At 62.4% G+C, this 20,439-nt stretch carries 17 protein-coding genes; 14 read left to right on the top strand and 3 right to left on the bottom strand.

Annotated elements, in window-relative coordinates:
- Window positions 1-635: 635 nt before the first annotated feature.
- The 6 genes from pepD to IE101_RS16405 all read left to right on the top strand — a co-directional run bounded on the left by pepD (window position 636) and on the right by IE101_RS16405 (window position 8,199).
- The gene (gene pepD / locus IE101_RS16430; RefSeq protein ID WP_189634932.1) at window positions 636-2,102 is read left to right on the top strand and encodes a beta-Ala-His dipeptidase; all 1,467 of its coding nucleotides are present in this window, start codon (window positions 636-638) and stop codon (window positions 2,100-2,102) included.
- A gap of 96 nt (window positions 2,103-2,198) precedes the next feature.
- Window positions 2,199-3,437: an epoxide hydrolase family protein gene (locus IE101_RS16425; protein ID WP_189634931.1), complete on the top strand. Its 1,239-nt coding sequence runs from the start codon at window positions 2,199-2,201 to the stop codon at window positions 3,435-3,437.
- 45 nt (window positions 3,438-3,482) lie between these two features.
- Window positions 3,483-4,586 (top strand): sugar ABC transporter substrate-binding protein, encoded by a 1,104-nt coding sequence (locus IE101_RS16420; protein WP_189634930.1) that lies wholly within the window; start codon window positions 3,483-3,485, stop codon window positions 4,584-4,586.
- 93 nt (window positions 4,587-4,679) lie between these two features.
- Window positions 4,680-5,654, top strand: a complete 975-nt coding sequence (locus IE101_RS16415; protein WP_189634929.1) for an ABC transporter permease — start codon at window positions 4,680-4,682, stop codon at window positions 5,652-5,654.
- Window positions 5,651-7,180 carry a sugar ABC transporter ATP-binding protein gene (locus IE101_RS16410; protein WP_189634928.1) on the top strand — a complete coding sequence of 510 codons (1,530 nt, stop codon included), beginning with the start codon at window positions 5,651-5,653 and terminating at the stop codon, window positions 7,178-7,180. The genes IE101_RS16415 and IE101_RS16410 overlap by 4 nt, the downstream gene beginning before the upstream one ends.
- Window positions 7,180-8,199, top strand: a complete 1,020-nt coding sequence (locus IE101_RS16405; protein WP_229804257.1) for an ABC transporter permease — start codon at window positions 7,180-7,182, stop codon at window positions 8,197-8,199. Before IE101_RS16410 ends, IE101_RS16405 begins: the two co-directional genes overlap by 1 nt.
- 148 nt (window positions 8,200-8,347) lie before the next feature.
- Here the strand turns inward: IE101_RS16405 and lipA are convergent, their stop codons facing one another.
- From lipA to IE101_RS16390, 3 genes are all read right to left on the bottom strand, one after another.
- Complete coding sequence (gene lipA, locus IE101_RS16400; protein ID WP_189634926.1) at window positions 8,348-9,304, bottom strand: lipoyl synthase; 957 nt, start codon at window positions 9,302-9,304, stop codon at window positions 8,348-8,350.
- Window positions 9,305-9,332: 28 nt separating this feature from the next.
- Entirely contained in the window at window positions 9,333-10,790 is a 1,458-nt protein-coding gene (locus tag IE101_RS16395; protein ID WP_189634925.1) for an FGGY-family carbohydrate kinase, read from the bottom strand.
- A gap of 140 nt (window positions 10,791-10,930) precedes the next feature.
- Window positions 10,931-11,875: a sugar-binding transcriptional regulator gene (locus IE101_RS16390; protein ID WP_189634924.1), complete on the bottom strand. Its 945-nt coding sequence runs from the start codon at window positions 11,873-11,875 to the stop codon at window positions 10,931-10,933.
- A gap of 269 nt (window positions 11,876-12,144) precedes the next feature.
- Between IE101_RS16390 and IE101_RS16385 the strand changes: the two genes are divergently transcribed.
- From IE101_RS16385 to IE101_RS16350, 8 genes are all read left to right on the top strand, one after another.
- On the top strand, window positions 12,145-13,149 hold the full coding sequence (locus tag IE101_RS16385) for a thiamine pyrophosphate-dependent dehydrogenase E1 component subunit alpha (protein ID WP_229804256.1): 1,005 nt from the start codon (window positions 12,145-12,147) through the stop codon (window positions 13,147-13,149).
- Between the two features lie 5 nt (window positions 13,150-13,154).
- Entirely contained in the window at window positions 13,155-14,144 is a 990-nt protein-coding gene (locus IE101_RS16380; protein ID WP_229804259.1) for an alpha-ketoacid dehydrogenase subunit beta, read from the top strand.
- A 24-nt stretch (window positions 14,145-14,168) separates the two neighbouring features.
- Window positions 14,169-14,411, top strand: coding sequence for a biotin/lipoyl-containing protein (locus IE101_RS16375; protein WP_189634922.1), 243 nt, complete (start codon window positions 14,169-14,171; stop codon window positions 14,409-14,411).
- 99 nt (window positions 14,412-14,510) lie between these two features.
- Window positions 14,511-16,184, top strand: a complete 1,674-nt coding sequence (gene glpD, locus IE101_RS16370; protein WP_229804255.1) for a glycerol-3-phosphate dehydrogenase — start codon at window positions 14,511-14,513, stop codon at window positions 16,182-16,184.
- Between the two features lie 57 nt (window positions 16,185-16,241).
- A complete protein-coding gene (locus IE101_RS16365) occupies window positions 16,242-17,105 on the top strand; it encodes a class II fructose-bisphosphate aldolase (protein WP_189634921.1) in 864 nt (287 codons plus the stop codon).
- A 10-nt stretch (window positions 17,106-17,115) separates the two neighbouring features.
- Window positions 17,116-17,787 carry a 2-oxo acid dehydrogenase subunit E2 gene (locus IE101_RS16360; RefSeq protein ID WP_189634920.1) on the top strand — a complete coding sequence of 224 codons (672 nt, stop codon included), beginning with the start codon at window positions 17,116-17,118 and terminating at the stop codon, window positions 17,785-17,787.
- A 77-nt stretch (window positions 17,788-17,864) separates the two neighbouring features.
- Window positions 17,865-18,839 (top strand): substrate-binding domain-containing protein, encoded by a 975-nt coding sequence (locus tag IE101_RS16355; protein ID WP_189634919.1) that lies wholly within the window; start codon window positions 17,865-17,867, stop codon window positions 18,837-18,839.
- Between the two features lie 79 nt (window positions 18,840-18,918).
- Window positions 18,919-20,439, top strand: coding sequence for a sugar ABC transporter ATP-binding protein (locus IE101_RS16350; protein ID WP_189634918.1), 1,521 nt, complete (start codon window positions 18,919-18,921; stop codon window positions 20,437-20,439).

The following is a 20,439-nucleotide window of genomic DNA, read 5'->3' as shown; positions in this document are numbered from 1 at the left end:
GTGGGTAACCGCTCGATTGCGGCTGCCGTGTTTCAGCCGGCTTTGGCCTGAGCAGTCGCAGGGCGGGTCATGCCTGTGATGCAGCGCTGTGGATTCTGGCCGGGCATGTCCACCTGAATGCTGGCAGGTGGGCTGCCCGATGTGGTCGGCGGACCCGGAGGTGATCCTGAATTTGGGCACAGCGGCGCCCAGACGTGTTGCAGAATCATGCTGAATTGTAGCCCCCGCTACCTCGCCACCGGAGAGAATCGGGATAGCTGCCAGAGCTGCCGAAGTAACAGCCCCCAAGCAACCATCTGATAATCATCATGAAAGCTTCATCTGGCGCAATTTCCGGCCGACGCAGAATTTCTGTTGTCAGATTCCGGGCTGTTTGTTATCCGTATTGAAAGAAGCAAATGTCCACTAATGTGAACATAAGTGCCAATCGAAGAGGGGGCGGCGACAGAGTCTTGACTGCGGGACCGCTGGGGGCAGAGGAGGCCACCAGACCTGTGGCACAGGACACGAAGGACACAACACAAGACAAGCCGGGATTTCGGCTGGTCGTGGGTGACGTGTGGGCCGCCGACTGACAGAAGTAGGCAGGCGTCCCGATGGGGTGCATCGCCGCAGGGGAGACAAGGGAGAACGGAATGTCAGTGCTGCAAGGGATTGAACCGCAGGAAGTGATGGGCTTTTTCGAACAACTCAGCGCCAAGCACCGGTGTTCACAACATGAAAAGCAAGCGACGGATTTCATTGCGGATTTTGCCACGTCGCGGGCGCTGGTGTTTCACCGTGACGCGCTTGACAATATCATCGTGAAAAAGCCGGGCACGCCGGGGTACGAGAATTCGCCTACGGTGATCCTGCATGGCCACATCGACATGGTCTGCAAGCTGGATGACGGTGTGCTGCACGACTTTGCCACCCAGGGTGTCAAGCTGAAGGTCGATGGCGACCGAATCCGGGCCGAGGGCACGACCCTTGGCGCCGATAACGGGCTGGGCATCAGCTATATGCTCGCGCTGCTCGACTCTACCGATATTCCTCACCCGCCGCTGGAATGCGTGATGACGGTGATGGAGGAGATGGGCAAGGTCGGCGGTGACAGCATCGACCTGAAGCTTCTAACCGGCAAGCGCATGATCGACTTCAACTGGATTGACGAAAAGCAACTGCTTGCGGGCTGTTCGGGAGATGTGTCCTGCCGTCTAGATTTCGACGCCGAATGGCAGGTGCCAAAACCGGGCCTAGTGCCACTACTGATTGACCTGCGGGGTCTGCGGGGCGGGCATTGCGAATTCGACATCGATCAGGAACGCGGCAATGCCATCGTGCTGATCGGGCGGCTGGTGCGCCGGGCCATCCAGGCGGGGGCGGTGCAAATCGCGCGGATTTCGGGAGGCGTGCAGAACAACGTCATCCCAGCCGAGGCTGAGGCGCTGCTCATGGCTCCGCCCGAAGCGACTGGCGCGATTGAGGCTGCGGTTGCGGCGCTGGCGGCTGATATCCGGCACGAATTCCGTCTGGCTGACCCCGATATGCGGATTGCCACGAGGCGCGTCGACGACCCCCCCGCACAGGCCTTTTCGCCCCGCGCCTCGGCCCGGTTGGTACAGGCCATCGCGCTGATGCCCAACGGGATCACCAACCAGAACCTCGATGTGCCGGGGAACTGGGAAACCTCGAACAATATCGGGCTGATGAAGATGACGAAGCCCGGGGTCGAGATCATCTGCACCATCACCAGCGCCGTCACCTCGCGCAAGCATGCGGTGCTGGATCAGCTGATGCTGCTGGCCGATCTTGCAGGCGAGGGTGTGTCCGCCACGCAGATCGGGCTGGATGCGCCGGAATTCCCCTGGAACCCGAATTCGACCATGCTGCAGATCGCCAAGGACAGCTATGAACGTGTGATGGGCCACAAGCCCGATGTGCTGGTTTCGGTCTGTAGCCTCGAACTGGGGATGTTCACCCAGCGGATTGCAGGGCTCGATACCATCGGTATTGGCACCAACCTTTACGACCTGCATTCCCCCAAAGAATCCATGGATCACACCTCGGCGGCGCGCGTCTGGCCGCTGATCAAGGATGTGATGCGCAGCCTGAAGCACTAACCCGGCCGCCACCTCTGACATCTGACATCGCAGACCTGCCCAAGCGCCCGTTCGCTTGGGCAAACAGGGAAGATTTGCCACGAGGGAGAAACCAGGATGGCACCGAAATACGATGTGAAACCCTTCAAGATCGCCATTCCCGAGGCCGATCTGACTGACATGATGGACCGGCTGAAGCGCACGCGCTTTCCGGATGACTTCGCCAATGACGACTGGAAATACGGCTACAACACCGCCTATCACCGCGAGCTGATCCGCTACTGGATCGAAGACTACGACTGGCGCGATGTTGAACGCCGCATGAATGAGCTGCCGCAGTTCAAGGTCGATCTGATGGGCGTGCCGCTGCACTTCATCCATGTGAAGGGCAAGGGCAAGAATCCGATGCCGCTCTTGATCCATCACGGCTGGCCTTGGACCTTCTGGGACCTTCGCAAGGTGATCGGGCCGCTGACCGACCCCGAGGCTTATGGCGGCAAGGCGGAAGACAGCTTTGACGTCGTGCTGATTTCGCTGCCGGGTTATGGCTTTTCGTCGCCGCTGCGCGAAACGGGCTGGAACTTCTGGCACACGGCCGATCTTGAAAACGTGCTGATGAAAGAGGTTCTGGGCTATGAGCGCTATGCGACCGCCGGGGGCGACTGGGGGGCGCTGATCGCCCAGCAGCATGGCCACAAGTATGAAGACGATGTGATCGGGGTCTATACCCATTTCCCCGCACAGATGAGCCACTATCTGCCCAGCCACCCCGACCAGCCCGCAGGCGTCACCTTCGACCCGGTGCTGGGGCTGCCCGCCGAAAGCGAATACACGCCCGAGGAAGCCGGATGGTTCGAACGCGGCAAGCTTTTCGTGCAGAACGAAAGCGGCTATGGCGAAATGCAGCTGACCAAGCCGCAGACGCTGGCGGCGCTGGTGGCCGACAGCCCGGCAGGCCAGCTCGCCTGGATCACCGAGAAACGCTATTTCTGGGGTCTGGCAGAACGCGGCCTGGGCACGGCGGCCTTCGAACAGGTCTGGCCCAAGGAAGATCTGATCACCACCGCGGCGGTCTATTTCCTGACCAGCACCGGCGGCACCTCGTCGCGCTACTACTGGGAATGCCGCGGCAATCCGTGGAAGCCCAGCCATGACCGCTTCCCCGTGGTGGGCGTGCCCACTGCCGTCTCGATCTTCCCCGGCGAGATCTACAAACCGCCGATGACCTGGACCGAGAAGTACTTCAACCTCAAGCAATACCGCGTCCATGACCAGGGTGGCCATTTTGCGCCTCTTGAGGTGCCCGACCTGTTCGTCGGCGACCTGCGCACCTTCTTTCGAGCCTATCGCGGCTGATCCGCGGACCCGAAACGCAAGATAACAAGTCCAACGGAGGAAAACATGAAAACGAAATCTCTGCTGCTGGCCGGTATCGCGGCCAGCACACTCTCTGGTGCTGCCCTGGCCGCCCCGGTTGCCAAGGAAGACATGGTTCTGGTGGTTTCCGTCATCAACACCACGAACCCTTACATGATCTCCAACATCGAAGGCGGCAAGGCGCTGTCCGAAGAGCTGGGCATCCCGCTGGAGATCGTGAACTCCAATGGTTCGTCCCAGACCGAGATCGCGGGGATCATGTCGATCCTTGCCAGCGGCAAGACGCCCATCATGTTCGTCAATACCGTGGCCTCGTCCGACGCGCCGACCATTGTGGACGCGGTCAAGCAGGCCGGTGGCTATGTGACGATCTGGTGGAACAAGCCCGCCGATTACAAACCGCAGGACGTGGGCGACAATTTCGTGGCCTTCCAGAAAATTCCGGGCCTGTCATCGGGCGCGTGCGGTGCCAAGGCGATTGCCGAATCCATCGGCGGCAAGGGCAATGTGGTGCTGCTGCCGGGCGTGCCGGATTCGACCACGTCGAAAACCCGCGTGGCCGGCTTCCGCGCCGAAATCGAGGCCAACTGGCCCGATATCAAGATCCTGGACGAACGTCCCTCCAACTGGGACCCGCAACTGGGCGCCCGCAACGCGCAAGACCTGATCGTGAAATACGGCGATCAGATCAACGGCGTCTGGAGCGCAGATGACGGCATGCAGATCGGCGCGATGCAGTCGTTCGAAAATGCCGGGCTGCTGGACAAGGTGAAATTCGCCTCGGACGGCCTGTATCCCAAGACGCTGGAAGACATCCAATCGGGCCGCGGCAACAATGCCATCGTCGGCGAAACCTTCCATCGCGGTTACATGGCCTCGGCGGTTGGTCTTTACACCGCCTATCTGGCCGCCACGGGCGAGATCGTCCCAAGCGAACTGTCTGACGACAAACGCGAAAGCCTGTTCCAGCTGAGCTGCGTCACCCCCGGCAACTACCAGCAATATCTGCAGTATGACGAACCGGGCGCCCCGGCCGCCTTCGTGGATCGTCTGGTCCAGAATGGCCCCTGGGCGACCGATCCCATGCCGCTGGTTGGTGGCGGTCGCGCGGACGCCTCTGAATGGTAACCGCCTGACGCGGCGGGTCTGGCCGGGGTGTCCTGGCCAGACCTGTCATGGCCCCAAGGCGCACCAATCATTTGAGATTTGAGGAGAAAGAAGATGGTCAATCATCTGCTGTCCAGGGAAAGCAAGGGGCCGACCGGGCTGATCCTCGCGGTTGTGGCCCTGATGGTCGTGTTCTCGTTTCTGAACCCGCGCTTTGCGAGTGTGGAGAACCTGCAGAACGTGCTGTTCCAGTCATCCGTGCCGCTGATCATTGTGGTCGGGGCAACGCTGGTCATCCTGATGGGGTCGATCGACCTTTCGGTGCAGGGCGTGATGGGGGCGGCCGGTATGGCTTGGATCCTGATCACGCCGAACACCCGCACGGGCCTAGATTACGGGGTCTGGGCCTGGGTCATCGCACTGGGAACCGGGGTCGCGCTGGGGCTGTTTGCCGGGCTGATCTATGAACGGCTGAAAGTGCCGTCCTTTGTTGCCACGCTAGGTACCTGGTATGTCGGCCTTGGCATTGGGATTATGCTTTACGGCAACGGGCTTCTGCCCAGCCTGACGAATGAAGCCCTCGCCCGCTGGCCCACACGGCTGACGCTGGGCATCCCGAACTCCTTCTGGCTGGCCGGCGCTGTCGTCGTGGTTGGTCTGGTGATCATGAATTACACCCGTTTCGGCCGCGGTCTGCTGGCCATCGGCAACAATGAAGCGATCGCCCGGTCAAGCGGTATCAGTGTCTCGCGCTATAAGATCATGGCGCTTGCCATCGCCGGGGGGCTAAGTGCCCTGGCAGGCATCCTTGCCACCATGCAGCTTGGCTCCGGGTCCTCGGACATCGGTTCAACCCAGCTTTTCACCGTCATCCCGGCGGCCGTGATCGGCGGTACCGCGCTCAGCGGGGGGGAAGGCGGCGTTCTGCGGTCTTCGCTTGGGGTCTTCCTACTGGTCATCCTGAACAATGGCCTCGTGTTGGCGGGGGTAGACCCGGATTACCAGCAGGGCGTCTTCGGGCTGATCCTCATTCTCGCGATCGTCACGGTCGCCTGGCCGCATCGCAACCGCCTGAAGGTGGCAAAATGACCCAGACCCCTCCTCCTGTCCTGCGGCTGATCAATGTCAGCAGGTCATTCGGGGCCGTTAAGGCGCTGAACAATGTCTCTCTTGAAATCCGGCGCGGCGAGGTGCTGGGCCTTGTGGGCGAAAACGGCGCCGGTAAATCCACGCTGCTGAAGATCCTTGCGGGGATCGAAAAGCCCGACACCGGCAAGATCGAGATGAACGGCGTCGAGGTGAAGTTCCGCGGTCCCAATGATGCCCGCGCGGCGGGGGTGGGCGTGGTGCATCAGGAGCAGTCGCTTTTCACCAACCTCACGGTGGCCGAAAACATCGAACAGCATGCCATGACCGGAAGCGCCCTGTCGCGGCTCGGCCTTCAGGATTGGGGCCGTCTGAACCGAGAGGCGCAGAAGGTGCTGGACAAGATCGGGGCAAAGCTGAACCCGAATACCAAGGTTTCAGACCTCTCCTTCATCGACCGCCAGATGGTAGAAATTGCCCGCGCGGTCTGCATCGACCCCGGCAGGCGATCGACCCCGCTTGTCATCCTTGATGAACCAACGGCCGTGCTGGAACAGCAGGAAACCGCGGTGCTGGAACGGGAAATTCGCAAGCTGCGCGAGTTTGCCAGCGTGATCTTCGTTTCGCACCGTCTGGATGAGATCCTGCGGATCTGTGACCGCGTGGTCGTGATGCGCAGCGGATCGCTGTCAAGCGACCGCCCCACCGCCGGGGTGTCCAAGGCGGATCTCTTCAGCGCCATGGTGGACGGTCAGGCGGAACCCGTGATCCACGCCCGCCAGCGCCCGGCTGTGGCCAGCAAGCCTGCGGTCAAAGTGACGCGCCTGTCTCGGCAGGGGGAATTCCATGATATCTCGTTCGAGGTGCATCCCGGCCAGATCCTCGCGTTGGTGGGGGCATCAAAATCGGGGCGTGAATCGCTCGCTCGTACACTTTTTGGCGCCGAAACCCACGATGGCGGCAGCATCGAAATCAACGGCAAGCCTGTATCCCGCTGGTCGATCCGCAAGGCGGTGGCGGCGGGGCTGGCCTTTGTGCCCGCCGAACGCAAGGTGGAAGGCATCGTGGGGGGGCTGTCGTCAACCCGCAATATCGCACTGACCAATCCGGGTGTCGGCGCGGTTGGCCCCTTCCTGCGGCCCCGTACCATGGCACGGGTGGCGAAGGACTGGTTCAGCCGTCTGGATGTGCGGCCCGGTGACGTATCGCTGCCGCTGGGGCAGTTTTCCGGCGGGAACCAGCAGAAGGTCGTCATGGCCAAATGGCTGAACAGCGATGCGTTGAAGGTTCTGATCCTCGATCACCCGTTGCGCGGGCTGGATGTGGGGGCATCAAAAACGGTGAACGCCCAGATCCGCGCAGCCTGCAAGGCCGGGGTGGCGGTGATCCTGATCCCCGATACCATCGAAGAGGCGCTAGAGATGGCCGACGACATCATCGTCATGCGCGATGGGCTGCGCTCGGCCCGGCATGACCTTCACAGCAACCGGAACCTGGCGATTCAGGACATCGTGGCGGATATGGTATGATGAACAAGATACAGACGATCTCCTCCTCACAGCCGAGCTTTGGCGGCGTGATCCCGCCGGGCGGTCTGACGCGCCATCGCGTCGTGGCGGCCTGGCATGCGCTGGCCCCGGTGCTGGTCTTTGTGTCGATGCTGCTGATCGTCGGGATTTTGAACCCCAACTACCTGAAGCCGCTGGGGATTTCCATCGTCACGGCATCGGCCGCACCCATCCTGTTCGTCGCACTGGGGCAGGCCATGGTGCTGAACATCGGCTCCATCGACCTCTCGAATGCGGCGATCAGCATGGTCGGCGCCATTCTTGTTGCGCTTTGGTTGCCGGGCATGGGGGTGATGGGCATCGTGGCGGTACTGGCGGTGACCGTTGCCATCGGTATCCTGAACGGGCTGCTGGTCGCGGTTACGCAGGTACCGTCCTTTGCGTTGACGCTGGGGACGCTTGGCCTGCTGCAGACTGCGGCTCTGGTCACGAGCGACTCTCAGACCATCTACATCTCGGAAAACCGGGAGCTGATCGCCGCGCTTTACAGCACCTCGCTGTTGTTCGCGCCGCTGACATTCTGGATCGGGGTTTTCGTAGCGCTGGTTTATTGGGGCCTGCTCTCGCTGACCCGCCTAGGCCTTGGCATGACGGCAATCGGCAAGAATGAACGCGCGGCAACGCTTTCTGCCGTGCCGACCCTGCCCATCAAGGTCATCACCTATGCGATTTCAGGGCTGAGCGGCGGTCTTGCGGGGCTTGCGATCGTGGCACAGGCTGGATCGGCCTCGGCCAGCGGCTTGGGCAGTAACCTGCTTCTGCCGGGGATCGCGGCTGCGCTTGTGGGCGGCACCTCGATTTCGGGCGGGCAGACCAACCCAATCAACGTGGTGTTCGGGGCACTGACCGTGGCCTTCGTGCCGATTGCCATTCAGGCTATGGGGTTTGGCGCCGAAGCGCAGAGCCTTGTTTACGGCCTTTTCATCATCACCGTAGTTGCGCTGACCACGTCGCGCGTGCGCGGCGCGGTGATCAAGTAACGCTGTCGCCCTTCGGCCCGGGACGATATGTGTGCGGCTTGTCCGGCGGTTGCCGGGCAGGCCGTTTCCTTTTGCACCTCGGCTGCAGGGCAGAGAAAAAGGCGCCAGGGAAAACTCCCGGCGCCGCACATTCCGATAGGGCAGGACGTCAGCGCGCTGCTTTCCCCAGTGCCTTCAGGCGGTTGTCGCGCAATTGCGCGAAATCCGCCCCGGCGTGATAGGACGACCGGGTCAGGGGCGAAGCAGAAACCATCAGGAACCCCTTGCCATAGGCCGCACGTTCATAGGCGGCAAATTCCTCGGGCGTGACGTAGCGGTCGATGCGGTGATGCTTCGGGGTCGGCTGCAGATACTGGCCGATGGTCAGGAAATCGACCTCGGCTGCGCGCATGTCATCCATGACTTGCCCCACCCCTTGCCGGTCTTCCCCCAGACCGACCATGATGCCGGATTTGGTGAAGATGGTCGGGTCCAGTTCTTTCACCCGCTGCAGCAGACGCAGCGAATGGAAGTAACGCGCGCCGGGCCGGACCGTGGGGTAAAGCCCCGGCACGGTTTCCAGATTGTGGTTGAAGACATCAGGTCGCGCGGCCACCACCGTCTCCAGCGCCCGGGCGTCACATTTCAGGAAATCGGGGGTCAGAACCTCGATCGTCGTTGCGGGGGTGCGGTGGCGGATCGCGCGGATCGTCTGGGCGAAATGCGCGGCGCCCCCATCCTGCAGATCATCCCGGTCGACCGAGGTGATGACGACATGCGACAGGCCAAGCTTGGCGACCGCATCGGCCACGCGCCCGGGTTCGAACAGGTCCAGCGCATCGGGCTTGCCGGTTGCCACGTTGCAGAAGGTGCAGCCGCGGGTGCAGATCTCGCCCATGATCATCATGGTGGCGTGGCCCTGGCTCCAGCATTCGCCGACATTGGGGCAGCCCGCCTCTTCGCAGACTGTCACCAGCTGGTGGGCGCGCACGGTGTCGTGCGTGTCCTTGAAGGCCTTGGAATGGGTCGCGCGCACGCGGATCCAATCGGGCCGTTTCAGGCGTTCGATATCGGGCCGATGCGCCTTTTCAGGGTGGCGCTCGGACGGAATGGTCAGGTCACGCAAGGGCTTGGCTCCTTCGTTCGGAAAATGGCTACACCCGGTAGGGGCTGTGCCAGAGCGGGCGCGCCGCGGCGACCATCTCTTGGTAAAAGGCGAAGCCGCGTTCGTAATGGGCGGCCATCGCCTTGTCTGGCGTGATCACGCCCTCTGGGCGTGTCCAGGCATCTGCGTCGAAATCGACACCGATCACCCTTAGCGCCGCCATCGAGGCGCCGCGCGCGCCCACTTCGGGACGGGGTGAGATATGCAGCGGAATTTGCAGCGCATCGGCGATCATCTGGCTCCAGAGGGTCGAATTCGATCCCCCGCCGCAGACGTAAAGATTGCCCGTCAGCCCCGCCGCTTCGATGCAGTGCCGCGCGGCATAGGCGACCGATTCACAGACCGCGCGCACCAGATCGGCCCGTGTGGTCGAGGTATTGAGACCGGAAAGCATGCCGCGCGCATTCACATCCACAAAAGGCGCGCGTTCCCCGGTGGCCGAGAAATAGGGCAGCGCCGCCACCCCGATTGCCCCCGGGCGGCTTTGCGCCAGCAGGCGGTCGACGTCCGTGGCATCGGCACCGATGATCCCCAAAATCCAGTCGAGCGAGGCCGTGCCCACCGTGGCGGGCAGGGCGCGGATCCAGCGCCCGGTTTCGGGCAGGCACAGTGTCATCCCGACCGGCGGGCCATCGGTGCGGACCTCATCGACGAGCACCTCACAGGCGAGCGTGGTGCCCACGATGATCAGACCATCCCCCACATTGCGCACGCCACCGCCAATCGCGCAGGCGGGCAGATCAAAGGGCCCGGCATGCACGGGGATGCCTTCGGGTAACCCGGTCAATTCGGACCCCGCCCTCGTCATAGGGAAGGCTTGGCCCGGTGCGGGTATGACCGGAGAGAGCAGGCGGCGATACGTCTCCAGCCCCAGCAGGCGGAAAATCTCGGGGTCATATTCGCGGGTGCGGGTGTCGAGAAAGGGCAGCGAGGCATCCGAGGCATCGGTCACGCGCACGCCTGTAAGCCGTTGCAGGATCGCATCCTTGAGGTAAGTTACTGTATGCGCCCGCTCCAGCGCCGCCGGGTCCGCGGCCGCCATTGCGGCAATCAGCGGGGCATGACTGCCGGGGAAAATCGCATTGCCGTTCCGGCGGAAAACGGCCTCGAAGGTGCCGTTGTCGATCCAGTTCTTGAGATAGGGGTTCCCCCGATCATCAAGCCAAGACACCGCCGCCTGCGTGGCATGGCCCTTGTCATCGACCAGCCACAGGCCGTCACTTTGGCCGGTGATGCCGATGGCGATCGGGGTTTGTCCGGTGCTGGCGACGACTTCGCGCACCACGGCGCCAACGGATTGCACCAGCAGTTCGTAATCCTGTTCAACTCGGCCTGCGCCCAGGTAGTTCAGCACCGTCCGGCGTGCCGCCGAACCCAGACAACGCCCGTCGATGGAAAAGGCCGTGGCCTTCACCATCGACGTGCCCAGATCGATTCCTAGGATCATCGCAACCCTCCCCGTCGCGGTGACAGCTTGCCGCTGTCTTGGGAGAAGTTGTAAGACTGAAACAAATGTCCGTCAACTGAACATAAGTGTCAAATTAGTATGGGTGGGGCGGTCAGCGGGCAGGGTGACCCCCTGTGGGATCAGCGCCCCAAGAGTTCATGCGCAGTGCGTTCGTCCGACACGAAATGCGTCACCAGCCCGCCCTTCAACCCGGCACGAATCGCATTCAGCTTTTCCTGCCCCCCGGCCACGGCCAGACGTTCGGGGATGCGCTTCAGCTCTTCCAGCGTGATTCCGATGGGGTGGATGGTGGCGGGGGTCCGCACGGAAACCCCGTCACGGTCGATCCAACGGCCCGCGATTTCTCCCACCGCGCCGTTCCGCAGCAGGAATTCCCGTTCATCCGGGGTGACATAGCCCAGTTTCAGCATGGTGGCGTTTTCCTGAATGCCGCCAAAGCTGAAGACCACCAGCCCTGCCTTGCGGGCAAGGTTCAGCGCCTCTTGCACGCCGGCATCGCGGTAGAGCCCTGCAGCTGTCGCTTCGGTGCGAACATAGACCGGAGCGTAGAGCGAATGCGAAATCGCCCCGAAGAACTGGCCAACCTGTTCGGCCACCTCATGCGGGTTGGTGCCGCGGCTGGCGTTGTGCAGCCCGCCGTTCAGCGCCACGGTCATCATGCCCTTATGCGCTGTGCTGCCCTGCAGCGAATCAGCCATCGCCTGCATGGTGGACCCCCAGCTGAGCGCTATGATGGAATCGTCGCGCGCCAGTTCGATCAGCATCTCGGCGGCGGCCTGGCCCAGCCATCGGCGCTGCATCTGGTCGTTCACGGCTTCGGGGACCAGCCTAACCTTGCGCAATCCAAACATATTTTCCAGATCACGTTCCAGCTCGAACGTGTCGGACGGCACCCCGATCGAAATCTTGACCAGCCCGATTTCACGAGCGCGCTGGATCATGCGGATCACGGTGCTGCGGCTGACGTTCAGTTTGTCGGCGATTTGGCTCTGGGTCAGCTCTTCGGCGTAATAGAGCCAAGCCGCACGGGCCATTTCGCTCGATCTCTTCTCAAAGTCATTCATCTGACGGCCTCGGTTTCGACCTGCGGTCGGCTGCGCTCTGCAGGGCTAAGGCCTTGCAGAAACAATCATGTTCTTACCCTGAACACTTTATTCACCCCCACGCCGTCAAGCAAATTTTTCTGCACAGAAAATCTAACAAACTGAAAATACGTCCAAAAATTCCGATCTGCGAAAAAAGATCGGTCGGGCGCAAATCTGGGCTTGTCAGAACAAAACCTCAGACGCTACAAATGTTCATCAATTGCACAAAAGTTTCAACCGGAGCTGCCATGACATCGCGCCCCAATCTCGCGACGGAAACCCTGCTCGAAATGCAGCGTCGCATGTTGCGTATCCGCCTCTTCGACGAACGCGCTTCGAAGATGGTCAAGCGCGGCTATATCCCCGGCACCGTGCACACGAGCATCGGCCAAGAGGCCCAGGTGGTGGGGGCCTGCATGGCGCTGCGTCCGGGCGATCACATGTCGGGCAACCACCGTAGCCACGGGCATCCCATCGGCATGGGCTCGCCCCTCGGACCGCTGATGGCGGAGCTCGTCGGCAAGGCTACGGGCGTCTGCAAGGGCAAGGGCGGGTCGCTGCATCTTGCGGATTATGCGGTGGGCAGCCTTGGGGAGTCCGGGATCACCGGGTCGTCGATCCCGATTGCGGTCGGAGCAGGGCTGTCGGCGCAGGTGCTGGGCGAAGATCGTGTGGCCATCTGCTTTTTCGGCGATGGGGCGGCGAATCAGGGCGTGCTTTATGAATCGATGAACCTTGCCTCGGCCTGGAAGCTGCCGATCATTTTCCTGTGCGAAAACAACCACTATGCCCTTTCTACCCCGGCCCATACCGTAACTGGCGGCCGCATCGTAGACCGCGCGGCGGGCTTCGGGATGCCGGGTGTCCGTGTTGAGAACGGTCAGGATGTGCTGGCCGTGTATGACACCGTGTCAGAGGCCGTGGCCCGCGCCCGCCGGGGCGAAGGCCCGACGCTGGTCGAGGTGATGACCTACCGTTTCCGCGAACACTCCGAAGGACTGCGGATCAACGTCGATTACCGCGATGCCGCCGAGCGCGAGCTATGGCTGTCCCGCGATCCGATCCAGATGTTCCGCACCGAGTTGATCGAGATGAACCGGGCCACCGTCGAGGAAATGGACGCGCTGGACGCCGTCATCGCCCAAGAGGTTGAGGATTGCGCGACCTTCGCCCTCGAAAGCCCCGATCCGGCTGAAAGCGTCGCCTACGACGACCTTTACAGCGACCACTACGAACTGGAGGACGTGCTTTGAGCGTCATGACCTACATCGGTGCTATCGGCGCCGCCCAGCGTGAGGCCATGCAGGCCGACAAGCGCGTCATCATCATCGGCGAGGATGTCGAAGCCAACGTCTACGGTACCACCGGCGAAAGCAAGCAGCGCGCAGAGTCTGGCGATTTCGTCCAGCAATTCGGCAAGATGCGGATCCGCAATACGCCGATTTCGGAAGAGGCGATGGTGGGGGCCGCGATCGGCGCGGCAATGACCGGCCTGCGCCCCATCGTGGACCTGTCCTATTCCAGCTTCCTTTACATGGCGATGGATCAGTTCGTGAACCAGGCGGCCAAGAACCGCTACATGTTCGGCGGGCAAAGCTCGATCCCGGTCGTGTTCCGCTCGGCCATGTTCTACGGGCTGAACACCGGCGCGCACCATTCCGACCGCCCCTATTCCATGTTCATGACCATTCCGGGTCTGAAAATCCTAGCCCCTGCCTCGGCAGCCGATGCCAAGGGGCTGATGCGGTCCGCGGTGGACAGTGATGACCCGGTCCTGATTTTCGAGGCCGTGCCGCTCTGGGGCCAGAAGGAAGAGGTTCCGGACGAGGAATACCACATTCCCTTCGGCAAGGCCCGTATCCGCCGCGAAGGCAGCGATGTGACGGTCGTGGGGATTTCCGGATCGCTGCCGCTGGCGGTGCAGGCGGCGGATGTGATGGCCGAAAGCGGCGTCTCCTGCGAAGTGATCGATCCCCGCACATTGGTGCCGCTGGACAGTGCGAGCATCGTGGAATCGGTCAAGAAAACCGGGCGTCTGGTCATTGCGGAACCCGCGCACCGCACCTGTGGCGCGGCCGCCGAAATCTCGGCCATCGTCGCGGAAAAGGCGCAGCCCTGGCTGAAGGCGCCGATCCTTCGGGTCACTGCGCCGAACATGCAGATCCCATTCAGCCCGGCGCTGGAGCGCCACTTCTATCCCACCAAGGAAAAGATCGTCGCGGCCATCCGCACCGTCTGCGGCAAGTGACCCGTCATACAGGAGATTGCACCCATGAAAGTTGAAGTTCTGCTGCCCCAGTGGGGCATGGGGATGAGCGAAGGCACCATCACCAGCTGGCTGAAAAAGGTCGGAGAGCGCATCGAGGAAGACGAGCCTCTGGCCGAGATCGAGGCCGAAAAGGCCACGCAGGAGCTTGAGTCCCCCGCCTCTGGCGTGCTGGTCGAGATCCTCGTTCCCGAGGGGCAAGAGGTCAAGGTGCGCGAGATCATCGCCTATATCGAGACCGACGCCTGATCCCCCTCTTCCTCCCGGAGGGGTGTTCCCGGGGCGGCGGTGGGGTTGCCGCCGTCCCGGAACCGAAAACCGCACATTCGCGACAAGACGAAGGCAGTCATGCAACAGGTTCAGGACACTCACACTTTGACCACCCAAAGCCCGCGCGGCGATGGCATCGTGGATTCGGTCTATGATCTGATCGTGATCGGGGCCGGATGCAACGGCGCGGGGATCGCCCGCGACGCTGCGGCCAGGGGCCTGCGCGTCGCGCTGGTGGAAAAGGAAGATATCGGCAGCGGCACCTCAAGCTGGTCGGGGCGCCTGATTCACGGCGGGCTGCGCTATCTGGAGCAGGGCGATATCGCGCTGGTGCGGGAATCGCTGCGCGAACGCGAACTGCTGTTCCGCCTGGCGCCCCATATCGTCAGGCCCGTGCCGCTGATGATGCCGCTTTACAAGCATAATGCCCGCCCCGCCTGGATGATCCGTCTGGCGATGCTGGCCTATGATATCCTGTCTTTTGATAAAAGCACGGTGACCCACCGCATCCTGTCGCGGTCGGAAACGCTGAAGCGGTTTCCGGGCATCTCCACCGACGGGCTGCGCGGCGCGGCCATCTTCATGGACGGGCAGGTCGTCTGGTCGGAACGGCTTTGCACCGAAATCACACTGGCGGCCCATGCCGACGGGGCGCATGTTTACACTTGGTCCAAGGTGGATGGCCTGTTGCACGAAGAAGGGCGCGTGGCCGGGGTGCAATTCACCGATATGATCGACGGATCGCGCCACAGCCTGCGGGCCTCGGTTGTGGTAAATGCCGCCGGGCCTTGGGTTGATATGGTGCTGGGTGACGCCAATGTTGGCGATCGCCGCCATATTGGCGGCGCCAAGGGCAGCCACCTCATCGTCAATCCCTTCGCCGGCGCGCCGAAGGATGTAGTCTATTACGAATCCCGCGCCGATGGGCGTCTGGTGTTGGTGATCCCTTGGGGCGATCGCTACATGATCGGCACCACCGACAAGAAATTCGAGGCCGATCCGGATACCGCCAAGGCCGACCCCTTGGAAATGGACTATCTGCTGGGCGAGGTGAACCAACTGATCCCAGGCGCGAACTTGACCCCGGCGGATGTGCTTTACACCTACAGCGGCGTGCGGCCCTTGCCCTATGTCCCGGCGCAAAGCGAATGGAAGGTGCCGCGCAGCCATGTGATCTTTGATCACGCGCCAAAATGGCCGGGCCTCCTGTCGATCATCGGGGGCAAGCTGACCACCTATCGTAGCCTTGCCGAGGAAACCGTCGATCAGGTCTTTGCCATGCTGGGCAAGAAGGCCCCGCCTTGCCCCACGCGTAAGGCGCTATTCCCCGGTGCGCGCATTGCCGATCCGGCCCAATTTGCCCAGGCGCTGAAGGCGAGCTTTCCGGTCGATGCCATAGTCGTGGACCGGCTGGTCGGGGTCTATGGCGCCCGCGCTGCCGATATCCTCGAACTTTGCCGTACGGATTCGGATCTGTTCAAGGTCTTTGACCCCGACAGCGGCGCAATTGGGGCCGAGCTGGTCTTTACCTTCCGGAACGAATTCTGCCGCACCCTGACCGATGTACTGATCCGGCGGATCATGGTGGGGCTGAACGGGTCTTGCGGACGCGAGGTACTTGAAAGCGCCGCGGATATCCTTGCCAGCCGGCTGGGCTGGTCCGAGGCGCGCCGGCAGGCCGAGATCGCCGGATACCTCAACTATATCACCCGATTTGACGTGCCCACGGCCTCGCAGGCCCGGGCGAGCTAACCCCTTCCAAACTGCGGCGGCCGGTCAGGCGCGCCAAAACCTCCTGGAGATGCCGAGATGAAACAAGCCAACCCCCGGTCGCTGATCGAGAACGCCCGCCGCGGCGGCTATGCCGTGGGCGCCTACAACATGCACAACGAAGAGACGACCGAGGCGCTGGTCTGGGCGGCAGAGCGGTCGAACTCGCCCATCTTCCTGCAGGTTGGTCGCGCGATCATCCCGCATATGGGGGTCCGTCGCGCCTTTGAGATGACCAAGCGCATCGCCGAAAAATCGAATGCTGATTATGTCATCCACCTTGATCACGGCTCCTGGGATGAGGTGCTTGAGGCGATCAAGCTTGGCTTCAGCTCGGTCATGTATGATGGCGCGCATCTGCCCTTTGAGGAGAATATCGCCACCACCCGCAAGATCGTGGAAATCGCCCATGCCTTTGGCATTCCGGTCGAAGCCGAGCTGGGCAAGATCCCGGATGTGGGTCAGTCGGTGAACTGGGAGGACTATTATACCGATGTCGAAGAGGCCCGCCGCTTCGTTGCCGAAACCGGGATCGACTATCTCGCGATTTCGGTGGGCATCGTGCATGGCGTGGTGCCGGGCATCCCGCTGGAGCCAATCAATATCCAGCGCATCAAGGACATCAAGGCCGCGACCGGCATTCCGCTTGTGTTGCACGGCGCTTCGGGTCTGACGCAGCAAGAGGTCGATGCCGCCCGCGCCGCAGGCGTCCACAAGTTCAATGCCGATACCGATTTGCGCCATGCCTTCCGCGCCGGGTTCGAGGCGGTCTGGGCCAAGGGGGATCGCCAGTTGGAAGAAGCGATGGCCGAAGGCCGCACCCGCATGATCGATGCCACCATCGACAAGATGAAATCCTACGGCTGCATCGGCAAATCTGCCCTTGACGCTGCTGCCGCATAAGGGGGCCGCCGTGACCGCTCTGCTTGAACAGGACCCGCAGGTCACCGTACGCGCGCTCACCAAGACCGAAAAGGTCATGTCGCGCGCGATGCAGACCGCCTGGTCTGCGCCAATGTTCGACATTGTCGTCGAAATCGACATGCAGCACGCCCTAGACCAGCGGCGCCCCGGCGTTACCGTCACCGACGTGATCCTTGATGCCTGTGCTCAGACACTCATCCGCTTTCCGGCGATGAATGCGCTGTATCGCGATGATGCCGTGTATCAATACGCTGTCGCTAATGTCGGGCTGGCGGTCGCGTCGCCCCGCGGACTGACGGTTCCGGTCATTCATGGCACCGACAGCCTGTCGATTGAAGGCATCGCCGAACGCCGCCGCGCCCTGGTGGAGCGGGTCCGCGCGGGTTCCATCACCGTGGCCGAAGTCATCGGCGGCACCTTCACGGTGTCGAACCTCGGGATGTTCGACGTCAAGCAGTTCACCGCCATCATCAATCCGCCGCAGGTGGCCATCCTAGCCGTCGGCTCGACCCGGATGTGCAACGTCTGGAACGACGGAGCGCCGGAATGGCGGCAGATCAGCGAATTCACCCTGACCTGCGATCACCGCGCCGTGGATGGCGCGCTGGCGGCACGGTTCATGGGCGAATTGAAGACCCGGCTCGAAGGCCGCCCGGTCTGAGCCCAAAGAAACCTGAAGGCACCGCGCGTGCCTTCGGGACCCAAGAACAAGATTTCCAATGCGGAGGAGAAACGAAAATGATGAATGCAACCAAACGAATGGTGTTGCGCGGCCTGATGGGGGCAGCTTGCGCCTTGACGCTGGCGCCGACGGTCACCCTGGCACAGGACAAGCCTGTGATCGGCATTGCCGTGGCCGACCAGAAGTCTCTGTTCTATGTTGCGGCGCTGGACGGCATGAAGGCCGCCGCCGAGGCCGCGGGCTATGAGGTCGCCGTGGCCGTCGCCAACAACGACAGCCGCGAACAGGTGAACCAGGTCGAAAACCTGCTGGTGCAGAACATCGGCGCGCTGGTCTTCATCTCGCAGGATTCGACTGCGGCGGCGGCGGGCGTCAAGGCCGCCAACAAGGCCGGCGTCCCGGTCATTGCCGTGGACCAGCGCCCGGAATCGGGTTCGGGCGAACTTGCGACCTATATCGCCACCGACAGTGTGAAAGCGGCCCGTGATCTTTGCACCTGGATGTTCGGCCAGATGGGCGGCAAGGGCAAGATCGCCATTCTGCATGGCGTTCTGGGTTCGACCGCCGAAATCCAGCGCACCCAGGGTTGCCAAGAGGCACTGACCAAACACCCCGACATCCAGGTCGTGGCCGAACAGACGGCCAACTGGGATGAAACCGAAGCCTTCAAGGCCACCCAGAACATCCTGACCGCCAACCCCGATTTGGCCGCCGTTTTCGCGGAAAGCGACGCCATGTCGCTCGGCGCAGCGAAGGCCGCGCGTGAGGCGGGCCGTGAGGACCTGATCTCGGTCGGCATCGATGGGTTCCCGACCATGTTCGACGGCATCAAGGAGGGCCTGACCCAGGCCACCATGGCGCAGATCCCCTACAAGATGGGCCAGATGGGCGTCGAAAACGCGATCAAGGTGCTGAACGGCGAAACCATCCCCGAGCTTCAGTATCAGGACACCGTGCTGGTCACTGCCGAAAACGTGGAGTCGATCTCGCCGGTCGATTTCTATGGCCCGGCGGCCGAGGCCATGAAGTAAGCGTCCCTTGCGGGTCCGGCATCGTTCGGGCCCGCAGCTCCCCGGTTCATTTCCGCCGCCCTATCACGGAACAGGTAATATGCTAGACACCGCACCCCATGCCGCCGGTCTGCACGTGCGCGGCCTTTGCAAGAGCTACGGTCCCGTTCAGGTGCTGAAGTCGGTGGATTTTTCTGTCCTGCCCGGTCAGGTCGTAGCGCTGATTGGCGAAAACGGGGCCGGGAAATCCACGTTCAACAATATCATCGCCGGTGGCATCCTGCCTTCGGGCGGTCAAATGTGGCTGGACGGAGAGGTCTATGCCCCCCATTCCCCGGCCGAGGCAATGCAGCACGGCGTCGTGCTGATACATCAGGAAATCCGCCTGCTGCCCGATCTTTCCGTGGCCGAAAACATCTTTCTGGGCCGTCAGCCCACCCGCGGCGGCCGGGTTGACCGCGCGGAGATGATCCGCCAGTCGCGCGAAATCCTGGAGGCACTTGGCTTTGACATTGATCCCGCCCGGCAGGTGCGCGGTCTGTCGATGGCAGTGCAGCAGGGGATTGAGATCTGCAAGGCGCTGCTCCGCAAACCCCGTTACGTGATCTTCGATGAACCCACGGCCTCGCTGGGCGAGGCGGATGCGGAACGCATCTTCGAACAGGTGCGCCGGCTGAAAAGCAACGGAACCGCAATCATCTACGTCTCGCACCGTCTGGACGAGATCAAGGCGATTGCCGACCATGTAGTCTGCTTCCGCGATGGCGTGCGCGTAGCCGATTGGGATGGCCCCTCAGTCAGCAAGGAACAAATGATCAACGGCATGGTGGGCCGCGAATTCACTTTTGAACATCGCGCCCCGGCCCCAAATGGCGACCGCCCGGTGCTTGAGGTGCGGGGCCTGTCGCGCGGCAGCGCCTTCCGCGACATTTCCTTCGACCTGCGGCAGGGCGAAATCCTGGGCCTTGCGGGTCTGATCGGCGCGGGCCGGTCCGAGGTCGGCCGCGCGCTGTCCGGCGCCGACCTGATCGAGGCGGGTGAAATCCGTCTGGACGGGCGCGCGCTGCGCCTGTCCTCGCCACGCGACGCGATCGAGGCCGGGATTGTCATGGTCTCGGAGGACCGCAAGGGGCTGGGACTCTCGCTCAATCAGTCGGCCGCGCGCAACATCGCGCAGCCCTGGGAACGCAGGCTGGCGCGGGCGGGCATGGTGATGCCCGCGGCCATCGACGATCTGGGCCGCACGCAGCAGAAACGCTTTGACATTCGCGGCCGGATGGAGCTGCCGGTCAGTTCCATGTCCGGCGGCAACCAGCAGAAGGTACTGCTGGCGAAATGGCTGGTGAAGACGCCGCGCGTCTTCATCGTCGATGAACCGACACGCGGTGTCGATGTCGGCGCCAAGATGGCGATTTATGAAATCATCCGCGAACTTGCAGCTTCGGGGATCAGTGTGATCGTCATTTCGTCCGAACTCGAAGAGGTGCTGGGTCTTTGTCACCGCGTCATGGTGATGTCGGGCGGGCGCATCCGGGGCGAACTGCCCCGCGCCGAAGCAACACCGGAACGTGTCATGTCGCTTGCCGTGGTCAGCTCCGCTGACGCGCATGGGGGGAACTGA

This window comes from Gemmobacter lanyuensis, assembly GCF_014652355.1.
Lineage (GTDB): Bacteria > Pseudomonadota > Alphaproteobacteria > Rhodobacterales > Rhodobacteraceae > Gemmobacter > Gemmobacter lanyuensis.
Note: the sequence above shows the minus strand (reverse complement) of the source record. Positions and strands in the feature narration are given on the sequence as shown.

Bases quoted from the DNA above. Each gene is read 5' to 3' on its own strand.
- IE101_RS16420 (WP_189634930.1), top strand. From the start codon at position 3,483: ATGAAAACGAAATCTCTGCTGCTGGCCGGTATCGCGGCCAGCACACTC.
- IE101_RS16405 (WP_229804257.1), top strand. From the start codon at position 7,180: ATGAACAAGATACAGACGATCTCCTCCTCACAGCCGAGCTTTGGCGGC.
- IE101_RS16410 (WP_189634928.1), top strand. From the start codon at position 5,651: ATGACCCAGACCCCTCCTCCTGTCCTGCGGCTGATCAATGTCAGCAGG.
- IE101_RS16380 (WP_229804259.1), top strand. From the start codon at position 13,155: ATGACCTACATCGGTGCTATCGGCGCCGCCCAGCGTGAGGCCATGCAG.
- IE101_RS16425 (WP_189634931.1), top strand. From the start codon at position 2,199: ATGGCACCGAAATACGATGTGAAACCCTTCAAGATCGCCATTCCCGAG.
- glpD (WP_229804255.1), top strand. From the start codon at position 14,511: ATGCAACAGGTTCAGGACACTCACACTTTGACCACCCAAAGCCCGCGC.
- IE101_RS16350 (WP_189634918.1), top strand. From the start codon at position 18,919: ATGCTAGACACCGCACCCCATGCCGCCGGTCTGCACGTGCGCGGCCTT.
- IE101_RS16415 (WP_189634929.1), top strand. From the start codon at position 4,680: ATGGTCAATCATCTGCTGTCCAGGGAAAGCAAGGGGCCGACCGGGCTG.
- IE101_RS16385 (WP_229804256.1), top strand. From the start codon at position 12,145: ATGACATCGCGCCCCAATCTCGCGACGGAAACCCTGCTCGAAATGCAG.
- IE101_RS16395 (WP_189634925.1), bottom strand. From the start codon at position 10,790: ATGATCCTAGGAATCGATCTGGGCACGTCGATGGTGAAGGCCACGGCC.
- pepD (WP_189634932.1), top strand. From the start codon at position 636: ATGTCAGTGCTGCAAGGGATTGAACCGCAGGAAGTGATGGGCTTTTTC.
- IE101_RS16375 (WP_189634922.1), top strand. From the start codon at position 14,169: ATGAAAGTTGAAGTTCTGCTGCCCCAGTGGGGCATGGGGATGAGCGAA.
- IE101_RS16365 (WP_189634921.1), top strand. From the start codon at position 16,242: ATGAAACAAGCCAACCCCCGGTCGCTGATCGAGAACGCCCGCCGCGGC.
- IE101_RS16390 (WP_189634924.1), bottom strand. From the start codon at position 11,875: ATGAATGACTTTGAGAAGAGATCGAGCGAAATGGCCCGTGCGGCTTGG.
- IE101_RS16355 (WP_189634919.1), top strand. From the start codon at position 17,865: ATGATGAATGCAACCAAACGAATGGTGTTGCGCGGCCTGATGGGGGCA.